The following is a 14,786-nucleotide window of genomic DNA, read 5'->3' as shown; positions in this document are numbered from 1 at the left end:
CAATATGCTGGGAAACTGCATAACAAACAACTACATCTTTATATCTCTGATTTTTTTGTGTAAACTGGTTTTGTTATCCTCATGACACAATTTTTACAAAACCCATACTTTCGTGTGACACTGTGCATTTTGCAACGAAGTAATTTTGACTACGTAGTTAAACTTAATTCGGAGGAAATTAAAATGAAACCAATTATCACTATTCTGATTATTATGTCTTTCGTTTTCGGAAGCCAATGCAATGTCTTTTCTCAAAATCCTGAACAAACCTACCAGAAAGCTTTGGTTAAAGAAGAGGGAGTAGGCGAACTCTTAGATGCCATTAATCTTTATAAGCAAGTTGCTGATAATTCGGAAGCTGGTAATTCATTACGGGCAAAAGCACTTTTGCATGTTGGCTTATGTTACGAAAAACTGGGAAACCAGGAAGCTTTAAAAGCCTATCAGCAATTGGTTAATAATTTTCCGAGCGAGAAACAGGAAGTTGCAATAGCGAGGGAAAGGCTGAATAAGTTGATTAAGGTTGAGAAAGTTGCAATAGAAACTCCTCCGCATCCAAAATTTACAAAAATTAAAATTCCAACAAAGCTTTCGTGGTCGGTTAAGTTGTCGCCCGATGGTAAAAAGCTTGCACATGTTTCGGATAAAAAAATTTGGATAACACCAATTTCAGGAAATCTGGGGCCTAATATTCCGGGAACTCCTGTGCAGGTGAACACGAATGGAATTGAAGTGGAATGGTCGGGATTGGATTGGTCGCGGGATGGTAAATGGATTGCTTTTAATGACTATCCAAAACATAATGAAAATGGAGAATATGTGAAAAACCAAAGTATTTTCATGGTGCCATCCGTTGGAGGAACCCCCAAAAAAATTATAGAAAACTACCGTGATGTACGTGTCGTAAATTACCGAATTAGTTTATCGCCCGATGCAAATAAAATTGCTTTCTCGGCAATAGAAGAGAATAAACAGCATATCTTTTCACTGGATATTGGAGCTAATTCACCAGAACAACTTGCAGATATGGAAGCTCGCGAACCTGCTTTTTCGCCCGATGGAAGATATATTGCTTATGTCAAAGATAAAAATAAAGGAATTGGTACTGGTGATTTGGGTCTATGGGTAGTAAGTGCTAAAGGAGGCACCCCTCATAAACTGGCAGATGCTGGTAAAGCTTCCAGCCCTGTCTGGTCTCCTGATGGGAGAATGATCGCATTTTTAGATTATTCTCTTGGCAAACAAATACTTATTGTCCCTTTCTCAGAAACAGATAATAATAGTAATAAAATAGTACGCATTGAAGCTCCAATTGGGACTGAAGAAGTAAGGCTACTTGCAGGATGGACACCTGATAGTAAAATAGGAGCATTAATTGCTTCTAGGCTGGAATTTGGATTGTATACTTTACCTTCGAAAGGAGGACAGGCTGCTAAAGTTTTACATGATAACCAGGCAATGCAACCTAGATGGTCAGCGGATGGAAGCCAGATTTATTATGTTGATAAACCAAAAGAAGGCGAGAGGAGAGATTATCGGAGATTTCTCGCATCCATACCATCTGAGGGAGGTAAGGGTAAACCACTACAGGCTAACATTGAAGGAAAGAGTATAAAACAATTTGCATTTCAGAGTGGGAACAGGGTATCTCCTGATGGGAAATGGATTGTGACATCTACCTGGATCCCGAAAAAAGATACGAATTCTGTTAATGTACACTGGCCAACTTCAAAAATCTGGAAAGTATCTATTGCTGGTGAAGATGCCATTCAAATAACAAATACACCGGGGAATTTTGCTGATATGAGTCCTTGCTGGTCGTCCAATGGGAAAAAAATAGCATTTGTCAGGTTTCAACTGGTAAAAGGAAAGAATGATATTTTTGGTGGTACTCCAAAAATATACAGTATCAGTTCCTCGGGAGGAGAACCGGAACTTTTAGTATCTATTTCAGGTAAATATGTTAATTCACTGATTTGGTCGCCTGATGGAAAAAGGCTTGCTTATTTAACAAAAGAAATCAACCAACCACACACAAAAAATTTAAATATTTATGATTTCGAGAAAAAAGAATCGCGAATAATTAGTGATGTGCAAGCAGGAACTGTAAACAATGAAATGGCATGGTCTCCCGACAGTAAACGTATAGCCTTTAATGATGCAGAGGGAAAGGTTATTAAAATTATGCATGTAGATGATGGAAGTATTGAAGATATAAATACAGGCCTTATCGATGTTAATATCTATCACCTCGACTGGTCGCCTGATGGAAAACGATTTGTATTTGGTGGATTTAAAGGAGGACAGGCAGAATTTTGGTTTTTGGAGGATTTTTTGCCACTTGAAAAGCTGGCACAAAACAATGAAAAAGAAGCTGCCATTCTTCAAAAACAAGCTGAAAAATGTGTGAAGGAAGGTAATAAATTTTTCGATCAGTGGGAATATGATAATGCGATTAAACAATATGAGTCGGCAATAAAGATTGCTCCAAATTCTCTTTTCGCACAAAACGCCCAATATTACATTGGACAATCGTGGTTTAAATTGGGTAAATACGATAAAGCTTTGTCAACCTTTAAAAAGCTAATAAAGGAAAATCTCAAAAGTAACATTGTTCCGGTAACAGAACTGATGATAGAACAGGTTGAACATGTTATGGAAAATAACAAACAAGTGGTTGTGCCAGAAATTACTGGAGATAAAAGTACCATTGTTGATCCGATAACTGGCATCACTTACAAAAGAATAAAAACTTTTGCTGGTAAGAATGATTTAATAAAACACACAGGGGGATTCAACCTTTCTCCGGATGCTAGATTTGTTGTTCTGGAAAACAAGGTTGTGCCTTTGGACGGTAGTGAACCATTTGATTTGGTTAACATGGATGCATTAAGAGCAGTTTATTCTCCGATGATGAACAAAGCATGCTTTTATGCTGATAGTGCTATCTGGGTAGTTCCCGTATCACCACTAACAGGCAAAGTCAATGGAAAACCCAAAAAACTACTTGAAGGAAGTTATACTTATCAGCATGTTGCAAGTTGGTCGCCTGATGGAGAAAAAATTGCTTTTGTACGAAGAGACGATATAGTGGCATCGGATATATGGACTCTTTCTGTAGATGATGGGAAATTGGATTCGGTTACAAATCAGTTGGGAGTTGAACACAGCCCTGCATGGGCACCGGATGGTAGTGGTATTGCTTTTCGAAAAGATAATGAAATTTGGCTGGCACCAACCAATGGCGATGAAAAAAGGATGGTTTTAGCAAATGGTGGTTATCCTATATGGGCTCCGGATAGTAAATGGTTGTTTCATTCAAATTGGGAAAACCATCACCTTTTTTCCATGGGCCTAAATAAAAACCTGAAATTTGATATACCTAAGCATGTAGGTAAGTTAATTGGTTTTTCAGCAACCGGGAAGAAAATTCTTTTATATCGTTCTTCATTCTTTGATAATTGGGGATTGAAAGTAGTCTCTGTTTTAGGAGGACCTTCTTTTAAACCTGCATTAAATAGTCCCGTATATGATTCATGGTGGTCAAATGATGGTAATTATATTCTGACACAAGGTGATGACGAAAATGGAGATATGCAATTTAGAATTGTTCCTCTTACTGGAGGAAATTATGTGGCAATAAAAATTGATGTAGATATTGAAGGTAAACCATTTCCGTTTACATTCTCACCAGACTTCACACAACTTGCATTTTCTGTTAATAGAGATGATGGTTCCAAGGATATTTATGTAGTTCCTTTTTCTATTAAGGAATACAGAACTCAAGGAAAAGCTCGTTTAGTTTTTAGCGAATGGACTGGTGGAGCTTATAATGTAACATTTAATTGGTCGAAAGATGGTAGTAAAATTGCTTTAATTCACAAAGGTGATATTTGGAATGTTCCTCTTGATGGAGGTAAGCCAAAACAACTTACAAATACTCCTGAAAAAGAGCGTTGGGTTAGCTGGACTCCTGATGGAAATCTGATTGGATATATAATACCAAGAGGTTCTAAAAGAGAGTTGTATATAATACCTGCAGATGGAGGATCTCCAAAAATTTTACACAAAGATTTTACAACATGGAATTGGTCTCATGATAGTAAACGAGCCGCCATTCTTAGCCAAAATAAAATACAATTATTAAATATTAGCAATGCAAAAATTCTTAAAAATATTGTTAATATAAAAGATTTAGGTCTTACTGATACTTCTTCTCCACAATACAGCCCAGATGGAAAATCTATTGCATTTATAGGAAGTAAAAAAGATGATACTTCTATTTATATTTATTCTCTTGAAAAAAAATCACAAACACGATTAGCTTTTGATGTTCTTGATGATTATAAATATGGTTTAAGATGGTCACCAGATGGAAAATGGTTATCATACCTTACTTATGAACAAGAAAAAGTACGTCCCGAAGGTACGCTTTGGGAAGCCGATTTTGATGAAGTCAAAGAAAAACTTATAAATCAGAATGAATAAAAAAACTAAACCGGTTTCAAGGTTAACTCTTGTTTTTATCCTTGCCGTTGTACTTTCGGGAAGTATATTAACCTGGTTTAGTATCAACAATATTTCGAACCTAAAAAAAATAACGGAGAAACAAGTTCTTGAAGAACAGCAGGAACTTACATCGAAGTTTATTAATGGGTTGCAGGAACAAATCGATAAAGTAATACGTGGTTTTAAAGGCGAGATTTCTCCATTTGAGTTGCTTAAGGATTCATTATTAACAGGAAGTAGGGAATTTGAGTTTGTTACTCAAGCTTTTATTCTTGATGAAAAGGGAGATTTTTTATACCCGTATTTTATTGGAGTTCCTGAAAAACTTAAAACTCCTAAATTTTCTGCAAGCTTTAAATCGTCTTTTACTGAGGGCGAAAAGGCTGAGTTTTCAAAGTCCGATTTTAAAAAGGCAAAAAGAAACTATTTGTCTTGTTTAAGATATTCAAGCGCAAGTAACGATTCGGTAAAAGCAATAAATGCATTGGGCAGGATTTCTGTAAAACTAAAAGAATATGAGAATGCTATTCGATATTACAATCAGATTATTTCGAGCTATTACAGGGAGGTTGGAGAAAGTGGATTCCCTTATGTTTATTATGCCGTTCCGCAACTTATAAAAACCAGCAATCCAAATAATTGTGATGACATTTTAATTCCGGTTGATTTTTGTGTGGATAAGATGGCATCCGGAGAGATTCCCTTAAATCACAATACGGAAGATTTTCTGCAACTGATGAGCAACTGGTTACAGAAATACACATTTAATGCGGAGACAAAGATTTTAGACTTTCAAAAGAACCTGGAAAATATTAAACAACAACTTCAATTTTTAAATGAATATGAAACCGATATTTCTGGATTTATTAGAGAGGGCAGGGAGAATCTATCCAATGTCAACAATGATTTTGAAGTCATTAATTCTTTTGCCGGCAACCATCAAAAATTACTTCTGGTAAATACCAACCTGAATAGAAAGGTTGGCTTTTTAATTAATGGAACGCAATTATTTGAGTCTATCTTAAATACAAACCTGCAAGCCAATCTTGAATTTGATTATAATTTGGAAATTCAAAACGGGTATAACTCTAATACAGGCACTCAAAATCTTATTTATTCTTCACAATTGAGTCCGTATTTCCCTGGACAGATGATACAAGTAAAGCTCAATGATGAAAACCTGATAAAAGATTTAATTAAACGACGCAGCTGGATTTATGGGATTGCAGCGGCATTACTTATGCTTGCCATGTTGCTTGGAGTTGTTCTAATATTACGCGATATTTCAAGAGAAAAACGCCTGGCAGGTTTACGTTCCGATTTTATTTCGAATGTAACACACGAATTAAAAACACCGCTCACCTCGATTTATATGTATACCGAATCGCTTTCCTTAGGTCGTATTAAATCTTCTAACGTACAAAAGGAATATTTTTCAATCATTTTAAATGAAAGCGAACGCCTGAAAAGGATGATAAATAATATTCTTGAATTTTCGAAAATGGAAAAAGGCAAATCCAATTATCAGTTTGTAAAATCCAATTTATCAGAATGCATTAGAGCAACTGTTAGTGAATTGGATTATTGGTTAGAGAATGAAAATTTTGATGTTAGCACTGAATTGGATAATAGTATTGTTGCTGAAATTGACAAAGAAAAGATGAAACAGGCACTAAGCAATCTGATAAGCAATGCCATTAAATACTCGACCGATTCGAAAAAAATTTCAGTCAGATTATATAAAAATACCAAAGTAAATGTAATTGAGATTGAAGATGAAGGCATTGGCATTGCTGAAGATAAACTTTCCCAAATATTTGAAAAATTTTACCGGGTTGACCAAAAGGAGAACATTAGTGGCACAGGACTCGGATTAACCGTAGTAAAAGAGATTATTGAAGCTCATAACGGGAAAATATGTGTAAGCAGTAAATTAGGGAAGGGAACCAAATTTTCTATAAATTTAAACCAGTAAATCTATCAGAGTGGAAACAATTCTAATTATAGAAGATGACATAAGCATACTGAGGGGACTAAAGGACAACCTGGAATATGAAGGCTACACCGTTTTTTCTGAAACTAACGGTAAAAATGGTTTGCAATGTGCACTTGAAAGAAATCCCGACTTGTTATTGCTGGATATTATGTTGCCTGGAATAAATGGATACGAAATTTGTAAAAGGTTGAAAAAAGAGAACCCGGATTTACCTGTGATAATGATTACTGCCCGGGGCTCAGAGATGGACAAGGTTTCAGGACTTGACATTGGCGCTGATGACTACATTACCAAACCTTTTAGTATACCAGAATTACTTGCACGGGTTAGAGCGGTGTTGCGCAGAACAAATACAACAAAATCATTCAACGAGGCCAACTTTGGAAATGTACATCTTGATTTTAAGAAATTTCAGGCATTTGTTGGTAAAACAGAAGTGAGCTTGTCTAGCAAAGAATTCCAAATTCTGAAATACATGGTCGAGCACGAAGGAGAAGCAATCCATCGGCACGATCTTTTAAATAATGTTTGGGGTTATGACGCTATGCCCACAACACGTACCGTCGATAATTTTATTCTTGATTTACGAAAAAAACTAGAAGCAAATCCTTCGGAACCAAATCATATTATTAGTGTTCGGGGGTTGGTTATAAATTTGTGAAATAAATTATTCACACCAAACTTTCATGAATTAGGTTGCAACTTTCAACTGTTAGGGGAGCCAGAGTAGACAAGAGGTCATTTTCGACCTCTTTTTTTTTGTCCAAATTTTTGAAACGAGTTTCCGAATTATCAGGATGAGTTCCATCTAACACCTTAAAAATCAATTAATTTTAGTGCGATGAAAACCTTGCTGACGTTGAGAAGGACTTGTACCGGTTTACATTATCCCCAAAAGAAAGTTTTTTGCACACTCGCCAAGCACGTTTGTGTTATATCCTCCTTCCTGACAAACCAATGTAGGTATATCAAGCGACTTGAATTGTTTCCCGATTGACAGATAATCTTCCGTGCGTAATTTAAAACTTCCGATGGGATCAGCTTCGTGTGTATCAAACCCGGCCGAAATGATCAGGTAGGATGGATTGAATGCTTGTATCTTTTTCAATATTCTTGCTACGGCTTCGCTATATTCTTTTAATTGTGTTCCAGCCGGCAAGGGTTCATTATGGTTAGTGCCAACCGCCTGACCTTTCCCTTTTTCTTCTGAATATCCCCAGAAATAAGGATATTCAAATTCCGGATTTCCGTGAATTGAAAATGTGAAAACTGATTTTATCTCGTCGAAAAATTCTTGAGTGCCGTTTCCATGATGATAATCGATATCAACAATCGCCACTTTTCCTTTTTGAAGTAAAAACTCAGCGGCTGTGGCCGCATTATTGAAATAACAATAGCCTCCAAAAACCCGGGGGCCGGCATGATGTCCGGACGGACGACATAGTGCATACACTGTTTTTTCTTTTCCGTTGCGAATCAGTTCAGCACCTGTTAAAGCTGTTTCTACTGAGGCACGGGCAACTTCATACGTTTTCTTTTTAATTGGAGTAACTGCATCGGTACACCATAAACCGCCCCAAAGCGGAGCATCTACTTTTTTTAGAAGATGTGCACCTTCTCCCGGGAAAAGATCCGGGTAAAATTCTTCTTCCTCTTTTAACGATTGGGCTGTTTTCAAAATATAATCATGGTAAGGATGTATCTGCGAAATTATTCTTTCAGGAAAGGTTTTGGCAGTAACAAAATGAAACCTTTCATCGTTACGAAGTGCTATTTTTATGACTTCAACGCGGTGAGGCGTGTCTTTTACTTCATAGGCTTCCGGCCCGAGTTGATATTTCCAGTAGGGGTTGTGAAGACTGTCGTTATATTTTTCAATTACCAGCATGATTAGTTTCCTTTATTTAAGATTTCGATAACACGTGCGTGCGGAAACGGCGGACACCATCTTTGCTCACGCCCACTCATTCCGTTCGAACAAAATATTGAATTGATAATTGCTTCTTCGGTAGCCTCTATTGTTGCTTCATAAACCGAATTTATATGAGCATCCGAAATACTTTTCAGGGTGATGAATTTGCTATTGGATGATGATTGCCGGGGTTTCCGGTTTCCGGTGCTAAAAGCAATAATAATTTCGCCGCTGGTTGCAGCAGCATAAGATCCGGTGCGTCCAACACCCAGGGCGGCGCGTTTGGCAACTCTGTTCAGCTGGCTGCTGATAAGCGGAATGTCGGTAGCCACAACAACAATAATTGATCCTTCCGAAACCTCCCGACGGCCTTCCGTTGGATATTCTTTATCTAGCTGGCGGCCGATCACACCGCCATCAATGGTCAGGTTTCTCATTTTTCCGAAGTTGGATAAAACAAGTACGCCCACTGTGAATGGTTCTTTTTCATTCAAATTCAGAATACGAGAAGAAGTTCCTACGCCTCCTGCAAAATCGAATGTCGTCATACCCGTTCCGGCACCCACCGACCCCTGTGTTACAGCTCCCGATGAGGCTGATTCAATCGCCTTAACAACATCCCGCGAAGAACAGTTGCCAATCCTTACATCATTCAGAAAAGAGTCGTCGGCCTCGCCAACAACCGGAAGCACAACATCTGTTTTGGTTCCGAGTTGTGGGTATTTTTTTAGCATTTGACTGATAACCCCGGCGTGCACCCGGCCAACAGAATGGGAATTGGTGAGCAGAATCGGGCTTTCGAGCCAGCCGGTTTCAATTACCTGGGTAAGTCCGGCCATTTCGCCCACTCCATTCAGAATAAAACCTCCTGCAGCCAGTCTGTTTGCATAAGTTTGTCCGGCTGGCAGAATAGCCGTAACGCCAGTTCGTATGCTACTCGTTTCAATTTCTCCGGGAATTTGAACATTGTCTTCAATACGCGACAAATGCCCCACGCGAACTCCTTTTACATCGGTTATGGCATTTTGAACTCCCGGAGGCATTCTGCCAATTGTGATCCCCAGCTCGCGGGCAGTTGGTCGTGGAAGTTCAGAAATATATTCTTCTTTTTTGAGTTGTTTTGCTGAACGGACAGGAATTTCGTAACGACGGGCAGCCGACCGGATAATTAAACGCATCACATCACGAAATTCAAGTCCCCGTGATTTTGCAGCTGTCATTAACGAAGCCGCAGGGTGCAAACTGGGTAGTGGATTCAGCTCAATAAAATAGGGTTGCCCGTTTGTGTGCAGCCGGATATCCACACGTCCAACATCGGGACATGACATAATATCGAATACGTCGCGGGCCAGTTTAATCACAGCTTTTTCCTCGTTACTGCTTATTCGTGCCGGACAAATAACACTAACCGCTTTAGCTGCCTCGCCACCTTGTTTCATATCGTAATCGTAAATGTTGTATTTGCCGCCAACTTTTCCCAGGTCAAAAGTATGCTCAACAATATCGAGCAGCTTGCCAGGGAAACTTTCAATAAAAGGGACACTGAGTTCGCGACCTCCGATAAATTCTTCTACAACCAATCCGGCAGGGTAGTGGCTCAGAAGTTTATTGATTCTGTCTAAGGCCTGTTCTGGTGTTTCAACTACCGAGTCCTGCGAAATTCCTTTGCTTGAACCTTCAGAATTGGGCTTGATAATTAACGGATAATTTAAATTATCAGGAAGAATCCGCTCTTTGTCTGTAATTAAAACACCCTGTGGAACTTTCACTCCCCGCGAGGCCAAAACTGTTTTTGCAAGATGTTTATCGAGGTTGAGGTGCAACAGCGATGCATTCCCGCCGGTAAACGGGATTCCCATTTGTTCATACAGCCCGGGATAAAATGCTTCACGCGAACTACCAATTGTTCCCTCGGCAAGGTTAAAAATGAGATCGGGTTCACTTTCTATCAAACGTTCCAAAACAGCATTGGGTTTGCCCGAAACTTCAATAACAGTAACCGTATGCTGCAGACTGGTGATTGCACTCGATATCCGGTTAATATCCTCTTCTGAGAGAAGTTCGGCTGTGGCTTCGGTTGTATCGGTTCGAAGATTATAGGCGATTGTAATTCTCATAAAGCGGCATTTTTGTTTTAATTTCCAAAAAAAATTGATAAATGGGGTTTCTTGTCAATATCCTTATAATATAACAATTTTTATTAGAGATCAGATGATTAGAGCCGGATTATCGTATGTAGCTACAGTAAACTGTAAGGGAAATCATTAAAAGGGATGATTTAAAAGTAGACCAAACTGAATTTATAACCTGTTGTGAAGGCTGGCACACAAAAAACAAAAAATAAAAATCTCATAAATCATAATTTTGTATTTGTCCTTATGGAGCTCGAACCTAAACTTTCCTGATCCAGAGTCGAACCTATTGTCAAATATCAGCAAAGGAAGGGGGAATTTACACAAAAATTTCACAGATTAAGTTGCAACTTCAAGCTGCTAGGGGAGCATCTTAAAAGAGCGCTTAGAATCTTTTATTCAGATGCTTTTTTGTTTTTCTACACTTTCTTACATCTATTTCTATCTCTTCTTATTAACCCGAGTTCGATTATAAAATATTTGTCATGAAGCAACAATTTGCAATATTTGTAACAAGTTAAAAACACTTGGAAATGGGGAACACCCGTTAATTTTAAATAGGATGAACCCATTAAGATATTCCATGTTTGATTTAAACTTTCGGCCTGTACTAAACAGATTGTTTAGAAGGGTTAATTTTTCTACATTCGTTAAAACATTTATTCTATTTCAACTGAAAAGATGGTCAGCATAATTGACAAGATTTGGTTAAAAGATTATCCGCAGAATTACCTGATTAAAAAGCCGATAGCAGGTGCATTGGTTTTGGCCTTTTTTTGTTTTGTAATGTTAATGATATACAAACCTGTTAGCAATCAGGGAGTCAGCAATTTACCATACATACAAACTATGGCTGTGTATTGTTTGAGCGCAGGACTAGCAGCTTACATAGCTATCAGGTTATTTAAAACTATCAAGTGGTTTTCCAGTAAAAACGTATGGAATCTTTTGAAAGAGATGGTTTTTATTGTACTGATTATGCTTATAATCGGGATCGTGATATATCTGCTGGCATTTTTGCTCGAACCTCCCTCTGATCGTTGGAACCTGGCTACTTTTTTTGATTCATTTAAATATGGCTTTTTTACCGGAATTATTCCATTTGCCTTTTTTACTGCCATTAACTATCAGTCGCTTTTTATAACCAGAATTTCGGTAATAGAAGACTCTTCTCAGAAAATGCCACTTGAAAATAAAATTCAAATCCGCTCGAAACTTAAAAAGGAGGAACTAACGTTTTATCCTTCACAATTGATTTATGCTGAATCTGACGGGAATTATGTGGTATTTCAGCTGCTGGTAAACGGCAAAATAAAACAAGAAATGATACGCAATTCGATGAGTGAAGTAGAACGACAGCTTTCCGATTTTCCTGAATTTCATAGAACGCACCGGGCGTTTATAGTCAACCTAAAAAAAGTGGCAAATAAAAAGGGGAATTCTTCAGGTTATCATTTAACACTCAATAACACAGAATTTGAAGTACCGGTATCACGCCAGAACACCAAATCTTTTGATGAAAACCTGAAGAAAATCCAAAACTAAAGGTTGTCATTCGTAACAGAAAACTACCATTCATCACAAGATAAAAAGCTCCGAAACACCATTCGTAACAAATCTTTGCTGTGTATACTAATTGCTTGGTTCGTATAATTCTGTTGCTTCTTTTTGTGAGCAAAACAATTGCAATCACAAAAAAACAACCTTATGGAATTTACAAGAATTTTCGATTTAAAAGAAAAGACTATCACAAAAAACAAGGCCAATTTGGATGGCTGCATAAATTTGAAAAAATTGCTTCTGCTGTTTATTTTAAGCATGATAACTTTTTCTGTTTTTGCTCAGCCGACATTTACAATTGAAGGAGCCTTGCAATCAAAAAACAATGGAGAAGTGGTTCCGTTTGCCACGCTTGCGTTGCATCGTTTACCTGATTCATCACTGGTTTCAGGTACCATCAGTAATGCCCAGGGAAATTTTCAAATTAGTGCAAACGAAAAGGGTAAATATTTTCTCGAAATTTCGCACATCGGATTTAACGCCAAAACCGTAAATGTGAATTTAAATGAAAAGACGAAAATCTGCACTGATGAGATTTTATTGAATGAGAAAACGGTAAAAATGGAATCGTTGACAATTGTTGGAGAAAGATTGAAAGCTAAATCTGATGGCAATACGACAACTTATTTCATGAATAAAAAACTGAAAGACGCTTCATTTTCTGGGGGCGACGTTTTAAAACACATCCCGGGTATTCAAACCGATTTTATGCAGAACATTTCACTGGAAGGAAGCAGCAAACTCATTTTACGTGTAAATGGAATAGAGCGTGATATCGATTATTTACGTCGCCTGGAGGCATCAAAAATTGACAAAATTGAAGTGATTTCGGCTCCCGGTTCAAAATACGATGCCGCCGTAACTGGTGTTATCAATATTGTGCTGGAGGAAAAGGAAACGGGATTAAGCGGACATGCATATATTGAAGTGCCGACTTCTGCCGAAACAATGTATCTTTTCCCCAGTTACAGTTTGAATTACGGACGAGAGAAATTTAATTTTTATACTTCGTACAACGGAGAAATTAGTTATTTTGATATAGAAAATACTGAAAAGCGGAAAATTCAATCGGAAGTAGAAAACACAACCATAGCTGTTTTGGAAAATGTCCGGCAGAAAAACTGGTCGCATAAGTTTCATTTCGGAAGTGATTTCATACCCGACAAAAGCAACCAATTCAATTTTTATGGATTTCTTAATCCATACTCATGGGAGCAGGACGGGCAGATACATCTTGACAGACAACATGAAAATGAGTCTAATAAAAGTTGGTCAGTTACAAAAAACGACGATGATAAAAATTTTCAGTCGTTTGCATCGCTATACTACAAGCATATTTTTGTGAACAAACAGGAAATAACAACGGACATCAGTTATTATAACCTGCAGGCCAATAATTCCATAAACTTTTTATCCGATAGTTCTTCTAGTACTTCTCCGGGCAACTTAAAATACACCAGTCAGCCCAATGAAACAAGGGGTATTCTGAAACTTGATTATACACACCCTTTTGCTGAGAATTGGCAATTAAACTCAGGAATAAAAACCTCCTGTTCAGTTTTAAAAGATAATGCAAATCATAATTTCCGATTTAAGGAGAATATCTGGGCGGCTTATGGCGAATTGCTTTTTTCTAAATCTGTTTTCGAAGTGCAGCTTGGGTTGCGGGCTGAAAAGTCGGTTTCATCGCTCAAAGACGGATTTCAGAACGATGAATTTGATGTGTTGCCACATTTTTTGTTCAACTGGAAAATTAACTCTGCCAACCAACTGAAGGTAATCTATCGAAAATCGTTGAACCGACCGGGCTTGTATGAATTGAACCCAACTGAAAGCCGAAGTGATCCACTAAAATTAAATGTGGGGAATCCGGCATTAACGCCTGAGGTTTCGCACTATTGGGCAACAGATTTTTCATCGGCATTTCGGGGTAACTTCGTCTCGGCAAGAGTGTTTCTGCAGCAATTCAATAATTCAATTCAACCCTTCAGCTACATCAATGACGAAGCAATATTTATTTCGCAATACCAAAATATGGGCGACATTTTTCAATACGGATTACAGGTGAAGGGTTCGCTGAAACTGCATAAGAGGATAACGGTAAATCCATATTTGCAAGTTTTTAATATTCGCAGCAAAACAAATGGATTGGCGCCTGAAGTGGATTCAGAAAACATTGCGCTGCAATCCGGTCTTTCAACACTGATATCTTTTACAAACGGGTGGTCGGCTTCGTTTCAGCTTCAATATGATATGGGTTTGCAATACTTTCAAAACAAAACCTATAACGATGCGCTCTACTTTGTTTCTGTTGAAAAAAATATAAATGACAAAATTAAAATTGGTATTACCAGTGCTGTCCCTTTTAAAAATTCGGTAACCTATCAGGCAACTGATATTTCGGGCAGCAATTTCGAAAGTAACTGGCAAGGAAATATCAGGACAAATGGATTTCCACTATGGCTGAAACTGAGCTACCGATTTGATTCGGGGAAAAAAGTGAATAAAATTCAGCGAGTAAAGGAAGAAATTAAAGTTGTTCCGAAAAAGGGGTTTTGAGCAAAAAGATCAATAGGATTCTTCTCAAGCTTCAAAATGTATTATAACTGCTAATATTTTGCAAATGTGGTTGTATCTTCCATCTGCTACGGGAGCACCTCAAAAAAGGTCGTCAAAT

Annotated in this window: 7 protein-coding genes; 5 read left to right on the top strand and 2 right to left on the bottom strand. The window is 37.8% G+C overall.

Features of this window, described 5'->3' with window-relative positions:
• Positions 1-183: 183 nt before the first annotated feature.
• Genes G0Q07_RS17270 through G0Q07_RS17260 form a run of 3 tightly spaced genes read left to right on the top strand, consistent with a single transcriptional unit; the run spans position 184 to position 7,166 of the window.
• Positions 184-4,488, top strand: coding sequence for a tetratricopeptide repeat protein (locus G0Q07_RS17270; RefSeq protein WP_163348327.1), 4,305 nt, complete (start codon positions 184-186; stop codon positions 4,486-4,488).
• The gene (locus G0Q07_RS17265; protein WP_163348326.1) at positions 4,481-6,484 is read left to right on the top strand and encodes a sensor histidine kinase; all 2,004 of its coding nucleotides are present in this window, start codon (positions 4,481-4,483) and stop codon (positions 6,482-6,484) included. Before G0Q07_RS17270 ends, G0Q07_RS17265 begins: the two co-directional genes overlap by 8 nt.
• Before the next feature lie 10 nt (positions 6,485-6,494).
• The gene (locus G0Q07_RS17260; protein WP_163348325.1) at positions 6,495-7,166 is read left to right on the top strand and encodes a response regulator transcription factor; all 672 of its coding nucleotides are present in this window, start codon (positions 6,495-6,497) and stop codon (positions 7,164-7,166) included.
• 219 nt (positions 7,167-7,385) lie between these two features.
• Here the strand turns inward: G0Q07_RS17260 and G0Q07_RS17255 are convergent, their stop codons facing one another.
• Entirely contained in the window at positions 7,386-8,393 is a 1,008-nt protein-coding gene (locus G0Q07_RS17255) for a histone deacetylase family protein (RefSeq protein ID WP_163348324.1), read from the bottom strand.
• 2 nt (positions 8,394-8,395) lie between these two features.
• A complete protein-coding gene (locus G0Q07_RS17250; RefSeq protein ID WP_163348323.1) occupies positions 8,396-10,534 on the bottom strand; it encodes a P1 family peptidase in 2,139 nt (712 codons plus the stop codon).
• 696 nt (positions 10,535-11,230) lie between these two features.
• On the opposite strand from G0Q07_RS17250, the gene G0Q07_RS17245 reads away from it, so the two are divergent.
• Both G0Q07_RS17245 and G0Q07_RS17240 read left to right on the top strand, forming a co-directional pair.
• Positions 11,231-12,094, top strand: a complete 864-nt coding sequence (locus G0Q07_RS17245) for a LytR/AlgR family response regulator transcription factor (RefSeq protein WP_163348322.1) — start codon at positions 11,231-11,233, stop codon at positions 12,092-12,094.
• A gap of 162 nt (positions 12,095-12,256) precedes the next feature.
• Positions 12,257-14,668, top strand: a complete 2,412-nt coding sequence (locus tag G0Q07_RS17240) for an outer membrane beta-barrel family protein (protein WP_163348321.1) — start codon at positions 12,257-12,259, stop codon at positions 14,666-14,668.
• Positions 14,669-14,786: the final 118 nt, after the last annotated feature.

It is taken from the genome of Draconibacterium halophilum (assembly GCF_010448835.1).
Classification (GTDB): domain Bacteria; phylum Bacteroidota; class Bacteroidia; order Bacteroidales; family Prolixibacteraceae; genus Draconibacterium; species Draconibacterium halophilum.
This window is presented reverse-complemented; position numbering and strand designations above follow the sequence as displayed.